Annotated in this window: 25 protein-coding genes, 1 pseudogene and 1 riboswitch; of the genes and pseudogenes, 16 read left to right on the top strand and 10 right to left on the bottom strand. The window is 67.0% G+C overall.

The annotated features are described in order from the left end of the window. Window positions 1–28: 28 nt before the first annotated feature. From G6N34_RS25565 to G6N34_RS25530, 8 genes are all read right to left on the bottom strand, one after another. Window positions 29–763: an amino acid ABC transporter ATP-binding protein gene (locus G6N34_RS25565; protein ID WP_085152260.1), complete on the bottom strand. Its 735-nt coding sequence runs from the start codon at window positions 761–763 to the stop codon at window positions 29–31. Next, the gene (locus G6N34_RS25560) at window positions 763–2,544 is read right to left on the bottom strand and encodes an ABC transporter substrate-binding protein/permease (RefSeq protein ID WP_085152259.1); all 1,782 of its coding nucleotides are present in this window, start codon (window positions 2,542–2,544) and stop codon (window positions 763–765) included. Before G6N34_RS25560 ends, G6N34_RS25565 begins: the two co-directional genes overlap by 1 nt. A 51-nt stretch (window positions 2,545–2,595) precedes the next feature. After that, entirely contained in the window at window positions 2,596–3,255 is a 660-nt protein-coding gene (locus tag G6N34_RS25555) for a GntR family transcriptional regulator (protein ID WP_085152258.1), read from the bottom strand. A 12-nt stretch (window positions 3,256–3,267) separates the two neighbouring features. Further along, entirely contained in the window at window positions 3,268–4,074 is an 807-nt protein-coding gene (locus G6N34_RS25550) for an LLM class F420-dependent oxidoreductase (protein ID WP_085152257.1), read from the bottom strand. A 38-nt stretch (window positions 4,075–4,112) separates the two neighbouring features. Then, window positions 4,113–5,000, bottom strand: a complete 888-nt coding sequence (locus G6N34_RS25545) for an Rv0045c family esterase (protein ID WP_085152256.1) — start codon at window positions 4,998–5,000, stop codon at window positions 4,113–4,115. A gap of 81 nt (window positions 5,001–5,081) precedes the next feature. Next, window positions 5,082–6,185, bottom strand: coding sequence for an inositol-3-phosphate synthase (locus G6N34_RS25540; RefSeq protein WP_085152255.1), 1,104 nt, complete (start codon window positions 6,183–6,185; stop codon window positions 5,082–5,084). Window positions 6,186–6,237: 52 nt separating this feature from the next. Continuing rightward, complete coding sequence (locus tag G6N34_RS25535; RefSeq protein ID WP_085152254.1) at window positions 6,238–6,783, bottom strand: PadR family transcriptional regulator; 546 nt, start codon at window positions 6,781–6,783, stop codon at window positions 6,238–6,240. 119 nt (window positions 6,784–6,902) lie between these two features. Next, entirely contained in the window at window positions 6,903–7,781 is an 879-nt protein-coding gene (locus tag G6N34_RS25530; RefSeq protein ID WP_085152253.1) for a DUF1707 SHOCT-like domain-containing protein, read from the bottom strand. A 128-nt stretch (window positions 7,782–7,909) separates the two neighbouring features. Here G6N34_RS25530 and G6N34_RS25525 point away from each other — a divergent pair, with 128 nt between their 5' ends. The 12 genes from G6N34_RS25525 to dnaB all read left to right on the top strand — a co-directional run bounded on the left by G6N34_RS25525 (window position 7,910) and on the right by dnaB (window position 19,904). Then, window positions 7,910–8,329: a DUF5318 domain-containing protein gene (locus tag G6N34_RS25525; protein WP_085152252.1), complete on the top strand. Its 420-nt coding sequence runs from the start codon at window positions 7,910–7,912 to the stop codon at window positions 8,327–8,329. 58 nt (window positions 8,330–8,387) lie between these two features. Beyond that, complete coding sequence (locus G6N34_RS25520; RefSeq protein ID WP_407663252.1) at window positions 8,388–10,910, top strand: transglycosylase domain-containing protein; 2,523 nt, start codon at window positions 8,388–8,390, stop codon at window positions 10,908–10,910. Beyond that, the gene (locus G6N34_RS25515; protein ID WP_234812912.1) at window positions 10,907–12,580 is read left to right on the top strand and encodes a glycosyltransferase family 87 protein; all 1,674 of its coding nucleotides are present in this window, start codon (window positions 10,907–10,909) and stop codon (window positions 12,578–12,580) included. Before G6N34_RS25520 ends, G6N34_RS25515 begins: the two co-directional genes overlap by 4 nt. A 209-nt stretch (window positions 12,581–12,789) precedes the next feature. Further along, entirely contained in the window at window positions 12,790–13,233 is a 444-nt protein-coding gene (locus G6N34_RS25510; RefSeq protein WP_234812911.1) for a hypothetical protein, read from the top strand. A gap of 39 nt (window positions 13,234–13,272) precedes the next feature. Then, window positions 13,273–13,391, top strand: a riboswitch (cobalamin riboswitch). A 51-nt stretch (window positions 13,392–13,442) separates the two neighbouring features. Next, window positions 13,443–14,420: an ABC transporter substrate-binding protein gene (locus G6N34_RS25505; protein ID WP_085152250.1), complete on the top strand. Its 978-nt coding sequence runs from the start codon at window positions 13,443–13,445 to the stop codon at window positions 14,418–14,420. Window positions 14,421–14,446: 26 nt separating this feature from the next. Further along, entirely contained in the window at window positions 14,447–15,463 is a 1,017-nt protein-coding gene (locus G6N34_RS25500; protein WP_407663283.1) for a FecCD family ABC transporter permease, read from the top strand. After that, window positions 15,460–16,269 carry an ABC transporter ATP-binding protein gene (locus G6N34_RS25495; protein WP_085152334.1) on the top strand — a complete coding sequence of 270 codons (810 nt, stop codon included), beginning with the start codon at window positions 15,460–15,462 and terminating at the stop codon, window positions 16,267–16,269. The genes G6N34_RS25500 and G6N34_RS25495 overlap by 4 nt, the downstream gene beginning before the upstream one ends. Before the next feature lie 84 nt (window positions 16,270–16,353). After that, window positions 16,354–16,644, top strand: coding sequence for a 30S ribosomal protein S6 (rpsF, locus tag G6N34_RS25490; RefSeq protein WP_085152333.1), 291 nt, complete (start codon window positions 16,354–16,356; stop codon window positions 16,642–16,644). 87 nt (window positions 16,645–16,731) lie between these two features. Next, entirely contained in the window at window positions 16,732–17,247 is a 516-nt protein-coding gene (locus G6N34_RS25485) for a single-stranded DNA-binding protein (RefSeq protein ID WP_085152248.1), read from the top strand. A gap of 39 nt (window positions 17,248–17,286) precedes the next feature. Further along, window positions 17,287–17,541 (top strand): 30S ribosomal protein S18, encoded by a 255-nt coding sequence (gene rpsR, locus G6N34_RS25480; RefSeq protein WP_068254230.1) that lies wholly within the window; start codon window positions 17,287–17,289, stop codon window positions 17,539–17,541. Window positions 17,542–17,558: 17 nt separating this feature from the next. Then, the gene (gene rplI, locus G6N34_RS25475) at window positions 17,559–18,014 is read left to right on the top strand and encodes a 50S ribosomal protein L9 (protein ID WP_085152247.1); all 456 of its coding nucleotides are present in this window, start codon (window positions 17,559–17,561) and stop codon (window positions 18,012–18,014) included. Window positions 18,015–18,524: 510 nt separating this feature from the next. Then, window positions 18,525–19,904, top strand: coding sequence for a replicative DNA helicase (gene dnaB, locus G6N34_RS25470; RefSeq protein WP_085152246.1), 1,380 nt, complete (start codon window positions 18,525–18,527; stop codon window positions 19,902–19,904). Here dnaB and G6N34_RS28535 read toward each other — a convergent pair. Beyond that, the gene (locus G6N34_RS28535; protein ID WP_407663251.1) at window positions 19,865–20,071 is read right to left on the bottom strand and encodes an aspartate dehydrogenase domain-containing protein; all 207 of its coding nucleotides are present in this window, start codon (window positions 20,069–20,071) and stop codon (window positions 19,865–19,867) included. The two genes, dnaB and G6N34_RS28535, sit on opposite strands and share 40 nt — an antisense overlap. Here G6N34_RS28535 and G6N34_RS25460 point away from each other — a divergent pair. Both G6N34_RS25460 and G6N34_RS28575 read left to right on the top strand, forming a co-directional pair. Then, window positions 20,031–20,744 carry an RraA family protein gene (locus G6N34_RS25460; RefSeq protein ID WP_234812910.1) on the top strand — a complete coding sequence of 238 codons (714 nt, stop codon included), beginning with the start codon at window positions 20,031–20,033 and terminating at the stop codon, window positions 20,742–20,744. The two genes, G6N34_RS28535 and G6N34_RS25460, sit on opposite strands and share 41 nt — an antisense overlap. Before the next feature lie 100 nt (window positions 20,745–20,844). Further along, a pseudogene (locus G6N34_RS28575) lies at window positions 20,845–21,688 on the top strand (IS481 family transposase); the annotation flags it as partial. Between the two features lie 176 nt (window positions 21,689–21,864). On the opposite strand, the gene G6N34_RS25445 reads toward G6N34_RS28575, so the two are convergent. Beyond that, a complete protein-coding gene (locus G6N34_RS25445; protein ID WP_085152244.1) occupies window positions 21,865–22,698 on the bottom strand; it encodes a helix-turn-helix domain-containing protein in 834 nt (277 codons plus the stop codon). 117 nt (window positions 22,699–22,815) lie between these two features. On the opposite strand from G6N34_RS25445, the gene G6N34_RS25440 reads away from it, so the two are divergent. Further along, on the top strand, window positions 22,816–23,721 hold the full coding sequence (locus G6N34_RS25440; RefSeq protein ID WP_085152243.1) for an alpha/beta hydrolase: 906 nt from the start codon (window positions 22,816–22,818) through the stop codon (window positions 23,719–23,721). A gap of 25 nt (window positions 23,722–23,746) precedes the next feature. Beyond that, entirely contained in the window at window positions 23,747–25,006 is a 1,260-nt protein-coding gene (locus G6N34_RS25435) for an MBL fold metallo-hydrolase (protein ID WP_085152242.1), read from the top strand. Window positions 25,007–25,025: the final 19 nt, after the last annotated feature.

The following is a 25,025-nucleotide window of genomic DNA, read 5'->3' as shown; positions in this document are numbered from 1 at the left end:
GGTCCACGTCAATTCAGAAGCGCGCTGGTCAGAGCACCTGGGACAGGAAGCGCTGCAACCGGTCGGTCTCGGCGGCATCGAAGATCCGCTCGGGCGGTCCGGACTCGACCACTTGGCCGTGATCCATGAACACCACCGCGTCGGCCGCTGACCGGGCGAAGCCCATCTCATGGGTCACCATCACGATGGTCATGCCGTCGGCACCCAACTCGGCGATCAGCGTAAGGATGCCCTTGACCAGTTCGGGATCCAGCGCCGAGGTGGCCTCGTCGAAGAACATCACCTGCGGCGACATCGCCAGCGCCCGTGCGATCGCCACCCGTTGCTGCTGGCCACCGGACAGTGTGCCGGGGCGGACATCGGCCTTGTGGCGCAGGCCCACCCGTTCCAACTGCTGCAGGGCCAATTCGGTCGCCGCCTCCTTGGACAGCCCCTTGAGCTTGCGTGGCGCCAGGCTGACGTTGTCGAGCACGCTGCGGTGCGGGAACAGGTTGAACTGCTGGAACACCATGCCGATCCGCTGTCGCAGCTGATCCGGGTTGTCCTGTAGCACCGACCGGCCATCGAGCAGGATGTCGCCCTTGTCGGGTTCGTACAGCCGGTTCAAAGTCCGCAGCAGCGTGGACTTTCCGGACCCGGACGGCCCGATCACGGCGGCCGTGGTGCCGGCGGGCACGTCGATGTCCACCCCCTTGAGCACCTTGTTCGGACCGAAGGCGAGGTGGATGTCGTTGGCGGCCAGGGAGACTGGTTCGAATGCCATCAGATCATCTCCTGGTGTGCGGCTCCGCTGGTCGGCGCCAGGGGGTCCTCGGCAGAGGTGGTGCGTCCGCGCCGGAGGCGGGCATCGATCCAGTTCACCAGATGGGTCAACGGGATGGTCAGGGCCAGGTAGAACAGGCCCGCGGCCACCAGGGGGGACAGGTTTCCGGTCTGCGCGTTGAGGTCTCGGCCCACCTGGAACAGCTCCCGCTGGCTGGCGATCAGCCCGAGGAAGTACACCAGCGACGAGGCTTTGAGCAGCGAGATGAACTGGTTGACCAGGGCGGGCAGCACCCGGCGCACACCCTGCGGCACCACCACGAGGCGCATGGACGACGTGTAGCTGAACCCCAGCGCACGGGAGGCCTCCATCTGCCCGGCCTCCACGCTCTGGATGCCGGACCGCAGGATCTCGCCGATGTAGGCCGCGGCCATCAGGCCCAAAGCCGCAATGCCCAGCGGATAGGGGTTGTTGCCGGTGAGGCCGCCGACGATCGGCCCGAAGCCCAGGCCGATCAGCAGGATGATCACCACCTCGGGCAGTCCGCGGAACACGTCGGTGTAAACCCTTGCCGGCCAACGGAGCAGCCGCGATCGCGAGATGCCGGCCACCGCCAGGCCCATACCCAACACCAGTCCGATCACGCCGGCGCACACCGTGAGGATCAGAGTGTTGGGCAGCCCGGTCTTGAACAGGTCGGGGATGGCCTGTCGGTACAGGTCCCAACTGAAGAAGGCCGTGCCCAGTTGGGCCAGCGTGGATTTGGGCGCCGCCGATTCACCGGGTGTGGGCGGCTCCTTGCCGGCCGCGATCGCGGCGAAGTCCGGGAGCTGTGGAACTGGAGCGGCCTTGGAGCCCGGCTTCCAGCCCGGGGGCAGTGCTCGCGGGACCCAGTCCGAGTACAGCCGGGACCAGGTTCCGTCGGCGATGACCGCGTCGAGGCCCGAGTTCAGCGCGTCGATCAGTGGCCGGTTCTCCTTGGCGACGGCGTAGGCGACGAAATTGTCCAGGCTGAACGTGTTTTCGACGATCTCGGCGGGATCACCGGCCTGGACCGTGCCGACCGCCTGCTGCGACGGCGCCACCCACGCGTCGATCTGCCGGGTCTTGAGGCTGCCGTAGACGGTGTTGTAGTCCGGGAACTTCACCGGGTCCAATCCCAGGGTGTCGACGAGGTAGGCCTCCTGCACCGTGCCCTGCACGACGCCGATCCGCAGGCCCGGTTTCAACTCCGAGAAACTTCTGATCGGCGAACCGCTGGGCACGACCAGCGAAAAGTAGCCGAAGTCATAGCCATTCGTGAATCCGACCGTTTCACGACGGGCGTCGGTCGTGGTGATCGACGACGAGCCGACGTCGAATCGCCGGGACGCGACCTGCGCGAGCAGGCCCGAGAAGTCGGTGCCGACGAACTCGACCTTCAACCTGAGCTTGTCGGCGATCGCGCGCAGCAGTTCGTTGTCGAATCCGGTGAACTGTCCCGTGGAGTCGATGCAGATGCTCGGCGGCGCGTCCGACAGCGTGCCGACGGTCAGCGTGCCGGGTCGGCTCAGCCCCAGCCTGGAGATGTCGATGGACTCCAGGGGCACCACTGAGGCGGTGGTGTATTTGTCCTCGTCGGGCCCCTTCGCGGCGGCCGCGAGATTGGTGGGCAGTGCACTCGCGCTGTCGATGCCGGGCGGCGCGCACTGGTCGGCCGATGCGGGCGGTGCCAGCATCAACCCCAATGCGAGTAGTGCCGCCGTGACGAACGTGAGAAGTCGGCGAGCGGAGAATCTCATTGGTCGAACGTAGCGGCACCCAGGGTGCCTCGTCATCGCTTGTGCTCAGTGCTAGCGCAAATTTCCGAAGACGCCGCGGCGGCGCAGTTCGGTGACCATGATCTCGGCCAGGCGTCGGGCGCTCTGCTCGTTGATGATCCGGACCGCATCCGCGTCGCCGGCGCGGATCGCCTCGGTTTCGGCCTCGTAGAAGGCCAGAACGTCGTCGCGCACCTCGCCGTAGGCGCTCCACAGCATGCGGGGCACAAACGAGTACGACGACCGGATCAGCGCCTGCAATCGGGGGCCGGCGTAGGCGTCGTTGATCGCGGTGCGGTACTCCCAGGTCAGCATCTGGAACGCCATGGGGTCGGACAGCGTGCGCAGTTGACGCAGCATCACCTCGAGGCGCTCCAGAAGCTCGGGGTCGGCGGCACGGGCGGCGCGGGTCGCCGCGATCCCGTTGAGGATGCCGTAGATCTGGTGGTGTTCGGTCACGGTGGACTCGTCGAAACGTTCCACGAACGCGCCGCGGTGGTAACGGGTGGACACGATGCCGTCGTGTTCGAGTTGAACCATGGCCTCCTGGACGGGAACTCGGCTCAATCCCAACTCGTCGGCGATCTCGTTGCGGTCGATGCGGTCACCGGAACGCAGCTTGCCGGTGAGGATCAGGGTCACCACATGGGAGACCACCAGGTCCTTCTCTTTGACCCCGTACTTCTTCGGCATACCGGCGCGGGCTCAGCCGGCGTCCCGCCATCGACACAGCGCTTCGGCCGCGGACAGGTCGTAGTCGGGCCCGTTGCTTCCCACGGTCAGCAGGGTCACCCCCAGTCCGACGAGCGCCTCGGCGTTGGCCAGCAGTTCTTTCGTGCCTTCGCCGGTGCTCACCCCGGACCGGCTCTCGACACCGGCCGAGCGCTGGATGGCCGACGGGTCACGCCCCACGTCGGCGCAGTGTGCGTCGAGGACGCGGGCCTTGCCGGGGTAGGTCTCCGGCGTGGTGAAGCCGTGCCAGATGTCGCCGTACTCGGCGACCAGGCGCAGTGTCTTCTTCTCACCCTGGCCGCCGATCAGGATCGGGATCTCGCGGGTGGGGGCGGGGTTCAGCTTGGCCAACCGTGACTTGATGCGCGGCAGGGCTGCGGCCAGGTCGTCGAGGCGGCTTCCCGCGGTGCCGAACTCGTAGCCGTACTCGTCGTAGTCCTTCTCCTTCCACCCCGAGCCGATGCCCAGAATCAGCCGTCCGCCGGAGATGTGGTCGACCGTGCGGGCCATATCGGCCAGGAGTTCGGGGTTGCGGTAGGAGTTGCAGGTGACCAGTGCGCCGATCTCGACGCGGGAGGTCTGCTCGGCCCAGGCGCCCAACATGGTCCAGCACTCAAAGTGCGCGCCGTCGGGGTCGCCGTACAGCGGGAAGAAGTGGTCCCAGTTGAACACGACGTCCACCCCGGCGTCCTCGCAGCGTCGTACCGCGTCACGGATGTCGCCGTAGTTCGGTGCGTGCTGTGGCTGCAGTTGGACGCCGATGCGAATGGGGGTGGTCATCCCTTCACGTTAGCGATCCGAACCCCGATGGGGGACCCTCAGTCGAGGACGCCCCGCAGAATTTCGATGAGCCGCAACGGTTGATCGCCCTGCACGGAGTGCCCGGAGTCGGCCACGACGATGGTGCGCTGGAAGCCGGGCGCGCCCTCGGCGAACGCCGCCGCGTCCTCGTCGTTGACGAAATGTGAGTTGGCACCGCGGACCAGCGTCGTCGGCATCGTGATGGCGGGGACGTCGTCCCACAGGTTCGCGAATCCGTCGCCCTTGCGGAATGAGTCGTAGCGCCAGGTCCAGGACCCGTCGTCGAGTTGCTTGGAGTTGTGGAAGACGCCGCGCCGCAGCGAGTTCCGGTCGCGGTGCGGCGCAGCGGCGACGGTGACGTCGAGCATGTCCTGGAACGAGCCGAACGTACGGTTGCCCTGCACCAGCGCGACGGTCCCCATCTGCGCCTTGGTCATCTGCTCGTGGCGCTCGGGCGCCGACGGCGTGACGTCGACCAGCACCAACTCAGGCACCAGGGCGGGTTCGGTGGCGGCGAGGCGCAGCGCGGTGAGCCCGCCCAGCGACATGCCGACGACGAGATCGGGTGCAGGAGCGAGGTCACGCAGCACAGGCCGCAGTGTCTCGGCATTCAGGCGCGGGCCGTAGTCGCCGTCCTCCCGCCAGGCGGAGCGGCCGTGGCCTGGCAGGTCGATCGCCAATGCGGGCACGCCCAAGCCGAGGATCACGGTGTCCCAGGTGTGCGCGTTCTGTCCGCCGCCGTGCAAAAACACCACGCGCGGGTCGGAGACACCGAACTTGAGGGCGCTGATGGGCCCGGCGTCGATGCGCTGCACCGCAGGGATGTCAGCCACACCGGCCTGTGCGGCGTTCTCGGGCAGCAGGCCGAACTCATCGAGGCGCAAGAGTTCTTCGTCGGAGATCACGCCTCTATATATACGTTGAGACCGCACTGAGGGCGGCAAAGTGCGAGTGCACGCCGCCCTCAATGCGGTCTCAACGGGAAACTAGCCCTCGATGAACTTCTCGAGTTCGACGCGCGCGATGTCGTCGGCGATCTGCTTCGGCGGGCTCTTCATGAGGTAGGCCGAGGCCGCCTCGACGGGGCCGCCGATGCCGCGGTCCTTGGCGATCTTCGCGGCGCGCACGGCGTCGATGATGATGCCGGCCGAGTTCGGCGAGTCCCAGACCTCGAGCTTGTACTCCAGGTTCAGCGGCACGTCACCGAAGGCGCGACCCTCGAGGCGCACGTACGCCCACTTGCGGTCATCGAGCCACGCGACGTGGTCCGACGGGCCGATGTGCACGTTCTTGTCCTCGATCTTGTTGGCCAGCGAACCGGTGAGGTTCGAGGTGACGGCCTGGGTCTTGGAGACCTTCTTGGACTCGAGACGGGTGCGCTCCAGCATGTTCTTGAAGTCCATGTTGCCGCCGACGTTCAGCTGGTAGGTGCGGTCCAGCGTGACGCCGCGGTCCTCGAACAGCTTGGCCATCACGCGGTGGGTGATGGTCGCGCCGACCTGGCTCTTGATGTCGTCACCGACGATCGGGACGCCGGCGTCCTCGAACTTCTTGGCCCACACGGGGTCCGAGGCGATGAAGACGGGAAGGGCGTTGACGAAGGCCACGCCGGCGTCGATCGCGCACTGGGCGTAGAACTTGTCGGCCTCCTCGGAGCCCACCGGCAGGTAGGACACCAGCACGTCGACCTTGGCGTCCTTGAGCGCCTGCACGACGTCGACGGCCTCGGCGTCGGAGATCTCGATGGTCTCGGCGTAGTACTTGCCGATGCCGTCCAGGGTCGGGCCGCGCAGCACGTGCACGTCGGTCGGGGGCACGTCGGCGATCTTGATGGTGTTGTTCTCGGAGGCGAAGATGGCCTCGGACAGATCGAAGCCGACCTTCTTGGCGTCGACGTCGAACGCGGCGACGAATTTCACGTCGCGCACGTGGTAGGGGCCGAGCTTGACGTGCATCAGGCCGGGGACGTTGTTGTTCTCGTCCGCGTCCTTGTAGTACTGCACGCCCTGCACGAGCGAGGACGCGCAGTTACCGACGCCGACAATGGCGACCCGCACATCCGTCGACGCAGTCGCGTTGTTCTCACTCATGGGTTCTCCCTCTTCATCCTGTACTTCTGTACTCGTGGTGGCTGTGAGCTGCTCACTGCTGGTCGTTGTGACCCTGTGCCACCCGTTCGGCGGCAATGAGTTCGTTGAGCCACTTCACCTCGCGCTCACTGGACTCCAGGCCCAGCTGGTGCAGCTGCTTGGTGTAGCGGTCGAACGAGTTGCTGGCCCGCGCGATGGCCTCGCGCAGTCCTTCTCGGCGTTCCTCCACCTGACGGCGGCGGCCTTCGAGGATCCGCATCCTGGCCTCGGCAGGTGTGCGGTTGAAGAACGCCAGATGCACACCGAACCCGTCGTCGGTGTAATTGGCAGGGCCGGTGTCGGCCACCAACTCGGTGAAGCGCTGGCGTCCGGCATCGGTCAGTTGGTAGACCCGACGCGCGCGGCGGACCTTGAGGGTGCCTTCGGGTGCGGCGTCCTCGACGATGAGGCCGTCGGTCTGCATCCGGCGCAGCGCCGGATAGAGCGAGCCGTAGGAGAACGCGCGGAATGCGCCGAGCAGGCCGGTGAGCCGCTTGCGCAGTTCATAGCCGTGCATGGGGGATTCAAGCAGTAGACCGAGGACGGCAAGCTCCAGCACCCGATCACCTCCCCCAATAGTTGCGCGCCGTTACGGCGGTTCGACACCTCGCGAAATAGTATCGCGCCGATATATACGGCGCTACATCAGCCCGATGGGTGCCATCGAGCCGGAGGCGCTCAGGGGCTGGGGTAATTCACCCGTTTGGTGGTCAGATCACCGTTGAACTCGATGTATCCGCTGTTGCCGAACTTCGGCGTGACGTACACGGCGATCTCGATGCTGTCGGCCGGGGCGGTGATGTCGCTGTTGGGCTCGATGCTGATGTGGGTGCTCTTGACCTCGGTGGGGTTGATTCCCAAGGTCTCGGGGGCGCCGCGGACCAATGCGACCAGGGCCGGGATGTCGAACGCCCCGAGGTCGACCAGTCGGGCATCCGAACTGGCGCTCGTCTCCGACGGGTCGTCCCAACCCCCGCGGTAGGAGTAGCGCAGCACGCGCCGCGGTTCGGTCGGATCGGGGCGCTCCAGCGACGCGTAGTCCTCGAAGATCGTCAGGTCGTAGCCTTTAGCGTCGCCGAATTTGACCCGCATCTGCTCGAACAGGCCGGTCAGCCCGCCCAACGAGTGCAGTTGCCGTGGCGGGGTCAGCACCTTGGCCGGGATCCCGTCGGCCTTGGCGCCCGGGTCGGACTGGAAGCTCAGCGGTGACGAGGTGTTGCCGTACAACCCCCAGCCGATGCCGACGCCCAGCAGCACCAGCACCGCGGCGACCGCGGCCCTGATGCCCCAGCCGCCGCCGTCCCGGCCGGCCAATGGCGATGGCCTCTTGAGGTCGGGCAGTTGGACGGGGGCGTTCTCGGTCTGCAGATCGCTCACGAGCGCCTGCAGATCGCCGAGCGTCGGGGCGCTGGTCGCCGCCGCCACCCGCTGACGGTGCTCCTCGCCGGACAGTTGACCGTCGGCCAGAGCACTGTCGAGCACCTGGCAGGTGTCGTCCCGATCACTGTCCTTGGCCCGGGTGTTGGGGGTACGTCGCACAGAACCTGCTGCTGCCACGCGATGATCGTAAGAGGTGAACAGCCCTTGTAGGGGGTGAGCGAGACGACGTCCGCTCGGCCATCGAAGTCGCCCGCTGCTGGCCCGTCGCTCCTCGGCCCCGAAAGCGCCGACGTACTCTGGTCCTCGTGCGGTTGCAGCGACAGGTGGTGGACTACGCCCTCCGGCGGCGCTCACTGCTGGCCGAGGTCTATTCCGGCCGGACGGGCGTCACCGAGGTGTGCGACGCCAACCCCTACCTGCTGCGGGCCGCGAAGTTCCATGGCAAGCCCAGTTCAGTGATGTGCCCGATCTGCCGAAAAGAGCAGCTCACACTGGTGTCCTGGGTGTTCGGTGAACACTTGGGGCCGGTGTCGGGTTCGGCGCGCACCGCCGAGGAACTGGTGCTGCTCGCAACTCGATATGAGGAATTCGCGGTACATGTGGTGGAGGTATGCCGAACCTGCAGCTGGAATCACCTGGTGAAGTCGTACGTGCTGGGTGCACCCAAGTCACCCAAGGCCCGTACCCGACCGGCGCGCAAGGGCGCGCGCACGGCCAGTGAATAGCGAAGGGCGCCACGACCGGTCCGCCTCTGATGCCCCGCGGGGTGCATCGGGCGACGACGTGCGCGCGACGGAGGCGCTGAGAGCGCCCAGAACCCAGGTCCCGCCGCGCGACAACAATCCGGCCGCTGGGCCGACGACACGGCGTGACACCCCCGCAGCCAGGCCGACACCGCGTGACAACAACCCGTCGGCCAAGCCGACGGTCCCGTCCCGCCCGGCGCCCGGTCGGCACGCGCCCCGCCCGGGAAATCCGTCCGGCGCGCCGGACCTGCGCCCCACCGCGATCATCGAACCCGTGCGCGGCGCCGATCCGCGTCTGCGCGATCCGATCGACGTCGTCAAGGCCGCGTTGGACGGCACTCCGCCGCCCAAGCCGCCGGTCGAACCGCCGCCACCCCCACGCGGCGGAGGCGGCGGCGGCCCGAAGGGTCCGGGCTGGCAGCTTCCGAACATCAACTGGCGCTGGGTCCGGCGCGGCGCCGTGGCCTGCGTGGTGGCGTTCCTGCTGCTGCCGATCATCACCTTCGCGATGGCCTACACCATCGTCGAGGTGCCCAAGCCCGGCGACATCCGCACACCGCAGGTGTCGACGATCCTGGCCAGCGATGGCTCTCAGATCGCCAAGATCGTTCCGCCCGAGGGCAACCGGGTCGACGTCAAGATCGACCAGATCCCAGTCCACGTCCGCGAAGCGGTGATGGCCGCCGAAGACCGTGACTTCTACAGCAATCCGGGCTTCTCCATCACGGGCTTCGCGCGGGCGTTCAAGAACAACATCTTCGGCGGCGATATGCAGGGTGGTTCGACGATCACCCAGCAGTACGTCAAGAACGCGCTCGTCGGTGACGCCCGCAGCGGCCTGGGCGGCCTGGTGCGCAAGGCCAAGGAACTGGTCATCTCGACCAAGATGTCGCGCGAATGGCCCAAAGACCAGGTGCTCGAATCGTATTTGAACATCATCTATTTCGGCCGCGGCGCCTACGGCATCGGCGCGGCGTCCAAGGCGTACTTCGACAAGCCCGTCGACCAGTTGACGGTCGCCGAGGGTGCGCTGCTGGCCGCGCTGATCCAGCGTCCCTCGACACTGGACCCGGCCATCGACCCCGAGGGGGCCGCCGACCGGTGGAACTGGGTGCTCGACGGCATGGTCGACATGGGGGTGCTGACCGAGGCGGACCGCCTGGCGCAGGTGTTCCCGCCCACGGTGTCCCCGGACGCCGCGCGCAACGCCGACCAGACCACCGGGCCCAACGGCCTGATCGAGCGGCAGGTGATCCGGGAACTGCTGGATCTGTTCAACGTCAGTGAGCAGCAGTTGAACACCGAGGGTCTGCAGATCACCACGACCATCGACCCGCAGGCGCAGGCGGCCGCCGAGGAGGCGGTCGCCGACTACATAGACGGCCAAGACCCCGACATGCGCGCCGCGGTGGTGTCGATCGACCCCAGGACCGGGGGAGTGAAGGCCTACTACGGCGGTTCCGACGCCAACGGCTTCGACTTCGCGCAGGCCGGGTTGCCCACCGGATCGTCGTTCAAGGTGTTCGCGCTCGTGGCCGCGCTCGAACAGGGCATGGGGCTGGGCTACCAGATCGACAGCTCTCCGCTGACGGTCAACGGCATCGAGATCGGCAACGTCGAGGGCGACGGGTGCGGCACCTGCAACATCGCCGAGGCCCTCAAGCGGTCGCTGAACACCAGCTACTACCGCCTGATGCTCAAGCTCGAGAACGGGCCCGCCGACGTCGCCGACGCCGCCCACCGCGCGGGCATCGCGACCAGCTTCCCCGGCGTCAGCCACACGCTGAGTGAGGACGGCGAGGGTGGCCCGCCGAACAACGGTGTGGTGCTGGGTCAGTACCAGTCCCGCGTCATCGACATGGCGTCGGCGTACGCGACGCTGGCCGCCTCGGGTGTGTACCGCGCGCCGCACTTCGTGGAGAAGGTCGTCAACCGCGAGGGTGAGGTGCTCTTCGACGCCGCCTCGCAGGACAACTCGGGCGAGCAGCGCATCGAGAAGGACGTGGCCGACAACGTGACCTCGGCGATGCAGCCGATCGCGGGCTGGTCCAAGGGTCATAACCTCGCGGGCGGCCGCGCTTCGGCGGCCAAGACCGGAACCAACCAGCTGGGCGACACCGGCGCGAACCGCGACGCCTGGATGGTCGGGTACACCCCGTCGCTGTCCACCGCCGTCTGGGTCGGCACCACCGGCGGAGACAAGCCGCTGGTGAACAAGTGGGGTGGACCGGTATACGGCTCGGGTCTGCCGGCCGATATCTGGAAGGCCACGATGGATGGTGCGCTCAAGGGCACCGACAACGAGACCTTCCCCAAGCCGACCGAGATCGGCGGCTACGCCGGCGTTCCCGCCGCACCGCCTCCTCCGCCGCCGAGCCCGACCGAGCCGCCGCCCCCGCCGGTCGGAACGGTCATCCAGCCGACCATCGAGATCGCCCCGGGCATCACGATTCCGATCGGTCCGCCGACGACGGTCATGCCGCCGCCACCGGACGCGCCTCCGCCGCCGGGTCCGGTTGATCCCAACGCACCGATTCCGCCGCCGCCTCCGCCGCCGTGACGCCCGACCACCGGGCCGACACTGATGAGGACCCGCGCCCGACGGTGTCGCCGCTGCCGCTGGCCGCCGATCGGCGTTCGGCCGACGACCGGGACCTGCCCAGCCGCAACGACACTCTCGGGGCGGCGCTGGCCGAGGTGGGCGGAGGTCCCGTCGGACGCCACGCGCTGATCGGCCGCACGAGGTTCATGACCCCGCTGCGCGTGATCTTCATCGTGGCGCTGGTGTTCCTCGGCCTGGGCTGGGCGACCAAGTCTCCGTGCCTGCAGACCGTCGGCGAGGGCACCGCGGATCAGCGGGTGGCCAACTGGTCGCAGCAGCGCGCCTATTACCAGCTGTGCTACTCCGACACCGTGCCGCTCTACGGCGCGGAGTTGTTGAGCAAGGGGCTCTTTCCGTACAAGTCCAGTTGGCTCGAGACTGACGACACCGGCACCCAGCGTCTGCAGTACGACGGCACGCCGGCCGTGCGCTACATGGAGTATCCGGTGCTCACCGGGGTCTACCAGTACGTGTCGATGGCGCTGGCGAAAACCTATACGGCAGTGACCAAGACGGTCGCCATCCCGGTGGTCGCCGAGGTGGTGATGTTCTTCAACTTCGCGGCGCTGGGCTTGGCGCTGGCCTGGCTTGTCACGGTGTGGGCGACCGCGATGCTGGCGGGCCGACGCGTCTGGGATGCCGTTCTGGTCGCCGCGTCACCGCTGATCATCTTCCAGATCTTCACCAATTTCGACGCGCTGGCAACGGCTTTCGCGATGGGTGGCCTGCTGGCCTGGGCGCGCCGGCGCCCCGTGTTGGCCGGTGCGCTGATCGGCCTCGGGGTCGCCGCCAAGCTGTATCCGCTGCTGCTGTTCGTTCCGCTGGTGCTGCTGGGCCTCCGGACCGGCCGACTGGTCGACGTGGGCAAGGCAGCCTTCGCCGCCATCACGGCCTGGCTGGTGGTGAACCTGCCGATCATGCTGATGTTCCCGCGCGGATGGTCGGAGTTCTTCCGGCTCAACACCCGTCGCGGCGATGACATGGATTCGCTCTACAACGTCGTGCGATCCTTCACGGGCTGGCCGGGTTTCGACCGCGACCTCGGCTTCTGGGAACCGCCCACGATCCTCAACGCTGTCGTGGCGCTGCTGTTCGTGCTGTGTTGTGTGGGTATTGCGTACATCGCGCTGACCGCGCCGCAGCGTCCCCGGGTGGCGCAGTTGGCGTTCCTGGTGGTGGCGGCCTTCCTGCTGACCAACAAGGTGTGGAGTCCGCAGTTCTCGCTGTGGCTCGTACCGTTGGCCGTGCTGGCGCTGCCACACCGGCGAATCCTGTTGGCCTGGATGACGATTGATGCGCTGGTCTGGGTGCCCCGGATGCTGTTCCTCTACGGCGAGGCCAACCGCGGCCTGCCCGAGCAGTGGTTCACGTTGACGGTGCTGCTGCGTGACATCGCGGTGGTTGTGCTGTGCGCGTTGGTGATCCGGCAGATCTACCGCCCGCAGGAGGACCTGGTGCGGTGGAACGGTCGCCTCGACGATCCGGTGGGTGGGGTGTTCGACCGCGCGCCCGATGCTCCGCCCCGTTGGCTGCCGAATCGGCTGCGTCCGCGGGCACAGGTGGGCGCCGGCGTTCCGGCAGGACCTGTGGACTCGGCGGACCCGGTTGCCGAACCGCTACCGCGCTGAGTCGTTGGCGTTCTGGATGCGCCGCTGATCAAGACTCCACCGCGGAGAGTCCTGGCCGAGCCGAGGGGTGCCTACGTGTTCCGTTTTTGGACAGCGCCCACATTGGGTATTAACCCCAGAGCGCGCCGTTGCCGTACAGCGCCCGCAGCGGAGTTTGCTCGCCGCTGACCAGCAGCCCTGGAACAAACCGGCGCGCAGGAGCCTTGAAGATGACAGTGAACACACACCGACAGCCTGACCAGCACCGAGGACGCCGACGCGCCGCGGAGGTGACAGCGGTCGCCGCGGCCGCCGCTGCCGGGTGGCTGTTGCCATCGCTGTTGGCCAGTCCCGACCCCGCACCGCAGGCGTCGGCCCCCGCCCAGCGCTCTGCGGTGAGTGCGGCGGTCACGCCGACCGAGCGCATCGGCCAGGTGATCGCCACCTCGGCCGACTCGATCACCACCAAGGCCAGCGACGGGCAGATCATCACGTTCCGCATCACGCCGCAGACGGCGCAGATCCTCGAATCCGGTGCCCAGTTCGCGGTCAACGACGTGATCGTCGTACAGGCCACCGAGCAGAACGGAACCCAGGTGGCGACGACGATCGCCGACCGGGACCTCGTCGGCCAGGACGGGCCGCCGATGGACTATGACCTGCCGGTGACCTAGGGTCGGCGTGTCGGCCACCGGCCGACTCCGTTGGGTGGGCAGGAAACCGGTGTGAATCCGGTGCGGTCCCGCCACTGTGACTGGGGAGCGAACCCGCGCAGACCACGGCCGCGAGGCTGGAAGGTCGGGTGAGCGTCGATCCAGGAGCCAGGATACTGCGCTCAACGGACCACCAACTCTGGGACGCGGATCCCGGATGGAGCTGAGACGTGCGATCTGTCATACCCGTTGCTCTTGCCCTGCTGACCGTTCTGACCAGCTCAGGCTGTGCCACAGACACCGACCCCGACGGGGCGCATGCCGCGCCCGACGGCTTCCCGATCACACTCGACAACTGCGGCGAGCAGGTGACCGTGGCGCGACCCCCATCCAGGGCGGTCGGCTACTACCAGCACTCTGCCGAACTGCTTCTTGCGCTGGGACTGCAGGATTCGATGGTGGGGACGGCGTATCCGGACAACCCACCGCTGCCCCGCTACGCCGAGGCCTACGAGAACATCCCCCAGATCTCGGCGCAGGATGCCTCGTTTGAGCAGTTGCTCGCGGTGGCACCGGATTTCGTCTACGGGGGATACAAGAGCACCTTCGACGAGACCGCAGGTCGATCCCGGCAGGCCTTCGCCGACGCCGGCATCGCCACGTATCTCAACCCGGAGTACTGCGCGACTGCGCCGATCGTGATGGACGACGTCTACCGCGAGGTGGAGACCATCGCCCGCGTGTTCGGCGTGTCCGAGCGTGCGGGGGAGCTGATCGACGACATGCGCGCCGGAGTCTCGGCCGCCGCGGACCGGGTGGCGGATGTCCAGCCGCTGAAGGTCTTCGTCTACGACAGCGGGGAGGCGACGGCGTTCACCGCGGGCGGGCAGGGGATCGGCAACCAGGTCATCGAGTTGGCAGGTGGGACAAACATCTTCGCCGACATCGACGAGACCTTCGCCGATGTGTCCTGGGAGCAGGTGCTCGACCGCAACCCCGACGCGATCGTCATCTACGACTACTTCGGGACGCCGTCGGTGGAGGCCAAGAAGCAGTTCCTGCGCAGCCGCCCGGATCTGGCGGGTGTCACGGCGATTCGCGAGGACAGGTTCGCGGTGCTGACGCTGCAGGACGCTGTGCTGGGCGTGCGCGCCCCTTACGCGGTGGAGGCACTGGCGGCTCAGCTTCATCCGACGCTGCACCCATGAAGTCCGCGCGGCAGTATCGGACCGTCATGACGGCGTTGATCGGACTGCTGGCGTTGTCGATGTTGGTGGGCCTGGCCATCGGCTCCATTGGTATCGCGCCGGGCGATGTGGTGAGAATCCTTGCGCACCAGCTTCTTCCCGGCACGGCGGGTAGCTTCGGTGCCCCGCATCACGAGACGGTGGTGATGCAGGTGCGCGCGCCGCGGGTGCTGCTGGCCGCGGTGGTCGGGGCGGGCCTGGCCGTGGTGGGGATGACGCTGCAGGCGCTGGTCCGCAATGCGCTGGCCGACCCCTTCCTGCTGGGGGTGTCCTCGGGCGCCTCGGTCGGTGCCGTCGCGGTGATCCTCTCCGGTGTCGCGGTGTTCGGTCTGATGTCGACGTCGGTGGCGGCCTTCGTCGGGGCGCTGGGCGCTCTGGCGCTGGTGTATTCGCTGTCTCGGGCGGGGGGACAGATCACGACCACGCGGTTGGTGTTGGCCGGGGTCGCGGTGGCCTACGTGCTGTCGGCGGTGACGAGCCTGATGATCATGCTGTCCGGCAACGGAGACCGCGCGCGCCAGGTGTTGACCTGGATGCTCGGCGGCCTCGGCGGCGCACGCTGGGACGCCCTGTGGTTGCCCCTGGCGGCGGTGTCGGTGGGCATGGCGATCCTGCTGGCACAGTCGCGCACCCTCAATGTGCTTCTCGCCGGAGATGATTCGGCCACCACGATGGGTGTCGACGCCGCCCGGTTCCGGGCTCGGATGTTCGTGCTGACCTCGCTGGTGACCGGGGTGCTGGTCGCGGTCAGCGGCCCGATCGGGTTCGTCGGGCTGATCCTTCCGCACGCGATGCGGTTGATCGTCGGCAGTGACCACCGCCGAGCCCTGCCGGCGACCGCGCTGGCCGGCGCGTCGTTCCTGGTGCTGGCCGACACCGCGGCGCGCACGTTGGCCTCCCCGCAGGAGATTCCGGTCGGGGTGCTGACGGCGCTGTGCGGCGGCCCGTTCTTCCTGTGGTTGATTCGGCGCGACGCGCGCCGGGCCTCGGCGGGCGCGCGGTGAACGCCGCGCGGATCGAGGCGCACGCGCTGTCGGTGCGCCTTGGCGGCGCGGTCGTGCTGCAGGACGTGTCGATCCATGCCGGTCCCGGTGAGGTGGTGGGCGTCGTCGGCCCCAACGGGTGCGGCAAGTCGACACTGCTGAAGACCCTGGTGGGGGTGCTGCGGCCGACGAGCGGGTGCGTGCGACTCGACGACGTCGACATCACGCAGATGTCGGCCCGCAGGCGGGCGCAGTCGGTGGCCACAGTGCTGCAGGAGACACCGAGCGACTTCGACCTCTGTGCCCGCGACGTCGTGGCGATGGGCAGGGCACCGTTCAAGCGCATGTTCGAGCGCGACGACGGCACCGATGCGCGACTGATCGACGAGGCGCTGGCCTTGGTCGACGGCCGGCACCTGGCGTCGGTGCCCATCGCGTCGATGTCCGGCGGGGAACGACAGCGGGTGATGATCGCCCGCGCGCTGGCGCAGCAGCCGCGGCTTCTCGTGTTGGACGAACCGACCAACCACCTCGACATCCGGCACCAGTTCGACGCCTTGGCCCTGCCCCGGAGGTTGGGGGTGACCGCGGTGATCGCGCTGCATGACCTCAACCTGGCCGCGCACTACTGCGATCGGATCTGCGTGATGCACGGGGGTCGGCTGGTGGGGTCCGGGCCGCCCGCGGAGGTCCTGACCCCGCGGCTGCTCGACGAGGTCTACGACGTGGCCGCCCGAGTGCGCCCGCACCCGGGCACCGGGCGCCCCGAGGTCAGCTATGACCCGGACGGACGCATCGATTTCGCAGGTGAGGGCTACCTCATGTAACCTGAGCCGGTTGCCGACGCAGGCGACCCTCCTGCCGTGGAACACGCCACGGCCGAGAAGACCATAGGAGGTGATGAGGTTCCCATGCGTCCATACGAAATCATGGTCATCCTTGACCCCACTCTTGACGAACGCACCGTAGCTCCGTCTCTGGAGACGTTCTTGAATGTCATCCGGAAGGACGGCGGCAGTGTCGACAAGGTCGACATCTGGGGCCGTCGCCGGCTGGCGTACGAGATCGCGAAGCATGCCGAGGGCATCTACGCGGTCATCGATGTGAAGGCCGAACCCGCCACGGTGTCGGAGCTCGACCGTCAGCTTGGGCTGAACGAGTCGGTGCTGCGCACCAAGGTGATGAGGACCGACAAGCACTGAAGCCAGGTGCTCGTCGGGGTGCTTCCGTAGGCTCGCCTGCGAACGCCCTAGACGCCCGTCGCTCCACCAGGACTTGAGGAGGATCCCGTGGCTGGTGACACCACGATCACCGTCGTCGGAAACCTGACCGCCGACCCCGAACTTCGCTTCACCCCGTCGGGTGCTGCCGTGGCCAATTTCACGGTGGCGTCCACGCCGCGTATCTACGACCGGCAGAGCGGGGAGTGGAAGGACGGCGAGGCGCTGTTCCTCCGGTGCAACATTTGGCGCGAGGCGGCCGAGAACGTCGCCGAGAGCCTGACCCGGGGGTCGCGTGTCATCGTGACCGGTCGGCTCAAGCAGCGCTCCTTCGAAACCCGCGAGGGTGAGAAGCGCACGGTGGTAGAGGTCGAGGTCGACGAGATCGGCCCGTCGCTGCGCTACGCGACTGCGAAGGTCAACAAGGCCAGCCGCGGAGGCGGCGGTGGTGGCGGCTTCGGCGGCGGTGGCGGGAACTCCCGTCCTGCCGGCGGTGGTGGCGGCGGCGCTCCGGCCGAGGACCCGTGGGGCAGTGCCCCGGCATCGGGTTCCTTCGGCGGCGCCGACGACGAGCCCCCCTTCTGACAACTTTGATTCACAGAGATATTTAGAAAGAGAACGAACATGGCCAAGGCCAATAAGCGGCGTCCTGCGCCGGAAAAGCCCGTCAAGACTCGGAAGTGCGTGTTCTGCTCCAAGAAGGGCCAGAACATCGACTACAAGGACACCGCGCTGCTGCGCACCTACATCAGCGAGCGCGGCAAGATCCGTGCCCGCCGGGTGACCGGCAACTGCGTCCAGCACCAGCGTGACATCGCCGTCGCGGTCAAGAACGCCCGCGAAGTGGCGCTGCTGCCCTTCACGTCGAGCACGCGCTGAGGGACGGGAGACACACGATGAAACTCATTCTCACCGCTGAGGTCGACCACTTGGGTTCGGCCGGCGACACCGTTGAGGTCAAGGACGGCTACGGCCGTAACTACCTGCTGCCCCGTGGCCTGGCGATCGTCGCCACCCGTGGTGCGCAGCGTCAGGCCGACGAGATCCGTCGCGCCCGCGACACCAAGCAGGTCCGCGATCTCGATCACGCCAAGGAACTGAAGGCCGCCATCGAGGCTCTGGGCAGCGTCACGCTGACCGCGAAGACCGCTGGCGATTCGGGCAAGCTGTTCGGCTCGATCACCGCGGCCGACGTCGTCGCGGCCATCAAGAAGGCCGGCGGCCCGAGCCTGGACAAGCGTTCGGTGCAGTTGCCCAAGGCGCACATCAAGGCCATCGGCACGCATCCGGTCGAGGTGCACCTGCATTCGGGTCTGCACGCGACCGTGTCGCTGGACGTCGCCGCGGAATAAGGTTCCGCAGCAGTCGCCACAATTTAGCGTCAGCGTAAATACTCCCCGGTCATCGCCTTAACGGGCGAAGGCCGGGGAGTAGCTGTCTCTGCTGGCGAACTGACGCAGGAGTCGGGTAGCAGCGAACATAACCCGCCGTTAACCCGGCGCTTCATCGCTGGCAATACAACACGCCCGAGAACGCAACCTGGCTCGACACGCCGTGGCGATTGCCATCCACAGAATCACAGGCCGGTTGTGGTGCGCTTATCTGCGGTAACACCGAAAAATTGATCATTACTCCACAGGTTCTCCCCAACCAGCCAACATGGCGGTGCACAGATATCCACATACGATGCACAGGTTCATCAACAGGGTTGGTTCCACTGGCCCCAGCAACCGCCTAACGTCTACCCGGCGCAATGCGGCGCCGGGGGACGACAGCCCACTTGTCGGGGGTCGGGCATACATTTCGAGAGAGTTCGGTCGAATGTGTGTTCGACTTAGTGAGGTAGGAGGCACGTAAGCCGTATGGCCGTCGTTGACGATCTCGGGCAGCCGGGGATGGACACACCTCCGCCCAGTGAAGATTTTGGTCGCCAACCCCCGCAGGACATGGCTGCGGAGCAGTCTGTGCTGGGCGGCATGCTGCTGAGCAAGGACGCCATCGCCGACGTGCTCGAGCGCCTGCGTCCCACCGACTTCTACCGCCCCGCGCACCAGAACGTCTACGACGCGATCCTGGACCTCTACGGGCGCGGTGAGCCCGCCGACGCCGTCACGGTCGCCGCGGAACTCGACCGCAAGGGTCTGCTGCGCCGCGTCGGCGGCGCGCCCTATCTGCACACCCTGATCTCCACGGTGCCCACCGCGGCCAACGCCGGGTACTACGCCGGAATCGTGGCCGAGAAGGCACTGCTGCGCCGTCTGGTCGAGGCCGGCACCCGCGTCGTGCAGTACGGCTACGCCGGCGCTGAGGGCGCCGATGTGGCCGAGGTGGTGGACCGGGCCCAGGCCGAGCTCTACGAGGTCACCGACGGGCGCACGTCCGAGGACTTCGTGCCGCTCGAGGACATGCTGCAGCCGACGATGGACGAGATCGACGCGATCGCGTCCAACGGCGGTGTCGCCAAGGGTGTGCCGACCGGGTTCACCGAACTCGATGAGCTCACCAACGGCCTGCACGGCGGTCAGATGATCGTGGTGGCGGCCAGGCCTGGTGTCGGGAAGTCGACGCTCGGAATGGATTTCCTGCGGTCGTGCTCCATCAAGCACCGGCTGCCGAGCATCATCTTCTCGCTGGAGATGAGCAAGACCGAGATCGTGATGCGTCTGCTCTCGGCGGAGGCCAAGATCAAGCTGGCCGACATGCGCTCCGGTCGCATGACCGACGACGACTGGACGCGCCTGGCCCGCCGCATGAGCGAGATCAGCGAAGCCCCGCTGTACATCGACGATTCGCCGAACCTGACGATGATGGAGATCCGGGCCAAGGCACGGCGTTTGAAGCAGAAGTCCGATCTGCGCCTGGTGGTCATCGACTACCTGCAGCTGATGACCTCAGGCAAGAAGGTCGAGTCCCGGCAGCAGGAGGTTTCGGAGTTCTCCCGAAACATGAAGCTGCTCGCCAAGGAACTCGACGTGCCCGTGGTGGCGATGAGCCAGCTGAACCGCGGTCCCGAACAGCGCACCGACAAACGGCCGATGCTGTCGGACCTTCGTGAATCCGGCGCCATCGAGCAGGACGCCGACATGGTGATCCTGCTGCACCGTCCGGATGCGTTCGAACGTGACGATCCGCGTGGTGGCGAGGCGGACCTCATTGTGGCCAAACACCGTGCCGGCCCGACGAAGACGGTGACGGTGGCACATCAGCTGCACCTGTCGCGGTTTACGAATATGGCGCACTGAGGGGCCCATCGGCGGCTGCTGTTGTGCATCGACAAAGCTACCGAGTCGGACCTGACGTGGACATCGTGGATGTTACGGTCCAACGACGGGTCGGCGTAGACGCAGGCGGTGGTCCGGTCCGGACCGATGCCCGCGACGACAGCACCAGAACAGAAGGGCACTGACATCCAGCGCACGCCAGCACAATCGAGCGAGATCCGGCAGCGGTTTCTCGCGGTGGACACCGCCAATGTCGCCGACGTCCTCGACGACATGGGACATGGCAACTACGGGCTATCGCCGCGGCTGACCCTGCACACCGGCAGTCGGCTCGCGGGCTGGGCGTACACAATCCAAGGTGAGATGGCCCCCTACCCGGGCACCGGCGACGCACTGAAGATGCAGGCCTGCAACGGCATCAGCCCCGATGAGGTCTCGGTGTGGAGCGGTGGCGGCGAGGGCGTGTGCTACTTCGGTGAGCTCATCGCGCTGGGCATGATGCAACGCGGATCGGCGGGAGCACTGGTCGACGGCGGCATCCGCGACGTCCGGTGGCTTCGCCAACTGGACTTCCCCGTGGTGGCTGCCTTCCGCTCGGCGATCCAATCGATCGGCCGGTGGCGGGTCACAGGCTTCCAGGCTCCGGTCTACTTACCCGGAGCCACGACCGCACGCGTGGTCGTCTACCCGGGCGACTTCATCCTCGCCGACGAGGACGGCGCGATCGTCATCCCTAACAGCATCGTCGAGGACGTGTTGGCCAAAGCCGAGGAGATGACCGCCCGAGAGGTCGCCATCCGCGAGGCGATCGGCAACGGTCTTTCACTCGCCGATGCGCTCAAACAATTCGGCCACGTTTAACTGTCGTGACCCGGGAGGTTGTTGACGGCGTGCCTGCTTGAAATGGGGAGGACCTCCTGACGGAGTGGATGTGTCTGGCATCAACCCGTAGGAGGTCTTGGTGTCCCACGCTAACGCCCGTACCAACCTGTTCGCTCGTCGGCTGATCGTTGAGCGTGTCGCTGCAGGGTGGCCACCTGCGCATGTGGCGGAACAGCTGGGTATTTCACGGTCAACGGTCTACAAGTGGCTGCGCCGCTACGCCGAGGGCGGCGACGCGGCGTTAGCCGACCGGTCGTCGCGTCCGCACCGGATGCCGCAGCGCACCAGCACGAAGGTCGAGCAGAAAGTGCTTGCTGCTCGGCGCCGACGCAAGCGGGGTGCGGTGGTGCTGGCCGCCGAGCTCGGGCTCAATGCCTCCACAGTCGGGCGCATCCTGTCACGCCACCAGGTGCCACACCTGGCTGCCATCGACCCCATCACCGGGCAGTCGGTGCGCTCCTCGCGGCGCAGCCCCAACCGCTACGAACACCGCACCCCAGGCTCGCTGGTCCATGTCGATGTCAAAAAGCTCGGCCGGATCCCCCAAAGGTGGCGGGTGGCGCCTGCACGGCCGAGACGCCGCTGTGTCAGTGGCCAACCGGCACAAGAAGATCCGGATCGGCTACGACTACATCCACACCGCCATCGATGACCACACCCGGATGGCCTACAGCGAAGTGCTGCCTGATGAGAAGGACTTGACCTGCGCTGGATTCCTGCATCGGGCCCTGGCCTGGTTCGCTACCCACGGCGTGCGCGTGCGGCGTCCGCTGACCGACAACGCCCTGGTCTACCGGCGCGGCTCCAATTGGGGCTGGGTGTGTTCAGCGTGGCAGCTCAAACGCCGATTCATCCGGCCAGGTTGTCCCTGGACCAACGGCAAAGCCGAACGCTTCAACCGGACGCTACTGACCGAATGGGCCTAGCGGACGCGTAGTTCGGTGCTGTCGTCTCAGATGGGCTACCAGTAAGTCATTCGCGCCCAATCGGACACCCGTGGCAGCCGTGCGTCTTCTGACGCCTGGCCTGAACCAGACAACGAAGCCTTGCAGCTGAAGTCTCGCGGTTCATCCTCGTCGCTTCCAGCAGGGTTCGTCGATCAATTGGGTCGCGGCCGTGGACCCTGACGCCCAGGGGAGAGCGCGGCCAGCGCCGCGGCCGATGCGGTACCGGGCTCTACTCGATAGATCAGCAGGTGCTGTCCTCCGGAGTGGGTGATGCCAAGCCGGTGGCTGCGCAGATACAGCTCGCCGACGATCGGGTGGCGCAGATGGATGAGGCTCGACCGATATCCGACGTCCGCCCGAGCCCACAGTTCGCGGAATCTGTCACTCGTCGCGGACAGTTCGGCAATCAGGGACCGCAGTCGCGGATCTTCTGGATCGCTGGCCGCCACCTCGCGTAAGCCGCTCACGGCGATATCGGTCATCTCATCCCAGTCGATGTAGAGTTCGCGCGCCGCCGGATCCAACAGCCGCCAGCGCAGGAAGTTCTGGCCGGGGGCAAAACCGGGCGACAGTGCGCGGGCAAGTGGATTCGCGGCCAGCACGTCGAGACATCTGCTGGCCACGATCGCCGGCATCGCGAACTGTTCGATGAGTTCCGCGCTGTCGTCGGCAGCGACCTCGTCATCGGCAAGATCACGGTGTCCGCCGCTCGAACTCGCCAGTTGGTGCAGATACTCCACCGCCTTGGCGTCGAGGCGCAATGCCCGCGCGAGCGCGTCGAGGACCTGAGCCGAGGGGTTCTTGTCACGACCCTGTTCGAGCCGCAGGTAGTAATCCGCGCTGATACCCGCGAGCGTGGCCAACTCCTCGCGCCGCAGACCCTGGACACGGCGCCGGACACCCGCTGCCAGCCCGACATCTTCGGGTTTGACCTGGCCGCGCCGCGCCCGGAGGTAGTCACCAAGGGTGTTGCCGCTAGCCACCATGCCATGAGCGTAAGGCTGTCCCTCCCAACCCCAGGGTTGACGCGGTACTACTTCCGCGGACGCCGTTCGCGCAGGGTCGAGGTTGTACCCATTGACAGACCTACGGAAGGCGCGGTGATGGTTCAGAAACAGGACGTCGAATTCGCCGGCGAGAGCGGGGTGACTCTTCGCGGCTGGTTGTTCGTGCCCGACGGTTCCGGGCCACATCCGGCCATCACGATGGCCCACGGTTTCGCCGGGGTGAAGGAACACGGCCTGGAGCGCTTCGCCAGGGCGTTCGCCGCCGCCGGCTTCGTCGTGCTGGTGCACGACCATCGCGGTTTCGGCGCCAGTGACGGATCGCCGCGCTCCGACGTCGACCCGTGGGTTCAGATCGCCGACTGGCGCCGGGCGATCTCCCTCCTGGAGAGCCAACCCGGGGTGGATCCCGATCGAATTGGGTTGTGGGGCACCAGTTACGCGGGCGGTCACGCGATCGTGCTGGGCGCCACCGACCGACGGCTGCGGGCTGTGGTCGCGCAGGTGCCCACCATCAGCGGCTATCAGCAGAGCCTGCGACGCGTCGCTCCTGACCAGGTGGCCGCGTTGGAGACGGCCTTCACCGATGACGATCGTCGCCAGTTTCAGGGCGCCCCACCGGCCACCCGGGCCGTCGTCAGTCCGGACCCGTCGGTGCCCGCCGCCTACTATGCGCCGGACGCGGTGTCGTTCTACACGCAGCCCGTCGCCGAAGGGGTTTGGGACAACGTCGTCACCCTGCGCTCCACCCGAGCGGCGCGCATGTATGAACCGGGCGCCTGGATCGCGCGGGTCTCCCCGACACCCCTGCTCATGGTTGTCGGCCTCCACGACACCATCACCGTCACCGATCTGGCCCTGGCCGCCTATGAAGCCGCTCTCCAACCCAAGAAACTGGTGACCATCGACGGCGGTCACTTCGACCCGTACCTGACGCGCTTCGCCGAAGCGAGCGGCGCCGCGCTGGCCTGGTTCACCGAACATCTCGCACCTCTCAACCCCTGAACCCTGAATCCCGAAAGGAATAGACATGTCTGAGCTGCATTACGAGGTACTGGTCAACGATGGCGTGCGACGCCACCGCGAGCAGACGCTGCCCGACGGCAGCCCCATCGTCTCCTCACCGGTCGCCTCCACGCTGATCTACGGCGAGCGCGACGCCGTCCTGGTGGACCCACCGTTCACCTACGAGCAGGTGGCCCGCGTCGGCGACTGGATCGAACGCTCCGGTAAACATCTGACGGCCGTCTACGCCACCCACGGCCACGGTGACCACTGGTTCGGCACCGAGCCTCTACTGCAACGCTTTCCGGACGCAGTCGGTTACGCGACCGAGGGCACGATCGCGATGATGCACGAGCAGGGCACAGAAGGGCGCGCTGCGACGTGGGACGTCGACTTCCCCGGTCTGATCCCGCCCAGCCCGGTGGTGTATCAACCCATTCCGGACGACGGAATCGAGCTGGAGGGTCACCGTCTGCTCGCCGTAGAGGTCGGCCACACCGACACCGACGACACCACAGTGCTGCATGTCCCGTCGATCGGCCTGGTCGTCGCTGGTGACGTCGCCTACAACGGTGTTCATCAATACCTGCTCGAAAGCGGCGACGGTGGAATCGAGTCGTGGCTGACCGCACTGGACAAGGTCGCCGCGCTGCAACCCCGTGCCGTGGTGGCCGGCCACAAGAACAGGGATCTGCCCGACGATCCGGCCATCCTCGAGCAGACCCGCGCCTACCTGCTTGACGCGCAACGACTCATCTCCGAGAACCCCACTCCGCGCCAGTATTTCGACCAGATGATCGCGCTCTACCCGGATCGGCTCAACGTCGGTCCCGTCTGGTACACCGCCGTCGCGCTGCTGACGGAGGCGGTGGGTGACTCCTCGGTGACGGACGAGGTGACGCACTGGTTCTTCGACGACTACCTGCCCACCTGGGTCCGTGCGTGCGCCGGGACCACCGTGAACGGGCCCGAGTTCATCCTCGACTACTGGTCGGCACCGCTGAGCTGGACCACCGATGAGGGTGCCTGGTGGTTCCAGGACAAGGCGGACGTCGTGGCGCTCATCCACGAGCTGCACGGCCGACTGCGAGCCGCCGGCTACACCCACACCGTGGTGCCCGAACGAAAGGTCACCGTCTACAACGACAGCGGCGCGGCCATCGACGTCATCTGGTCGCGACGACGGGCTGACGACACGGAGATCAAAAGGGTCGCCGTACATTTCGAGCTCGTACGGGGACCGCACGGCTGGCGCATCATCGGCATCCAACAGTCGGCACGCTAGCCGGCCGAGACCACACGAG

It is taken from the genome of Mycolicibacterium confluentis (assembly GCF_010729895.1).
In the GTDB taxonomy this organism is placed as follows: domain Bacteria; phylum Actinomycetota; class Actinomycetes; order Mycobacteriales; family Mycobacteriaceae; genus Mycobacterium; species Mycobacterium confluentis.
The sequence above is the reverse complement of the archived record's forward strand: the minus strand, read 5'-3'. Positions and strand labels throughout refer to the sequence as shown.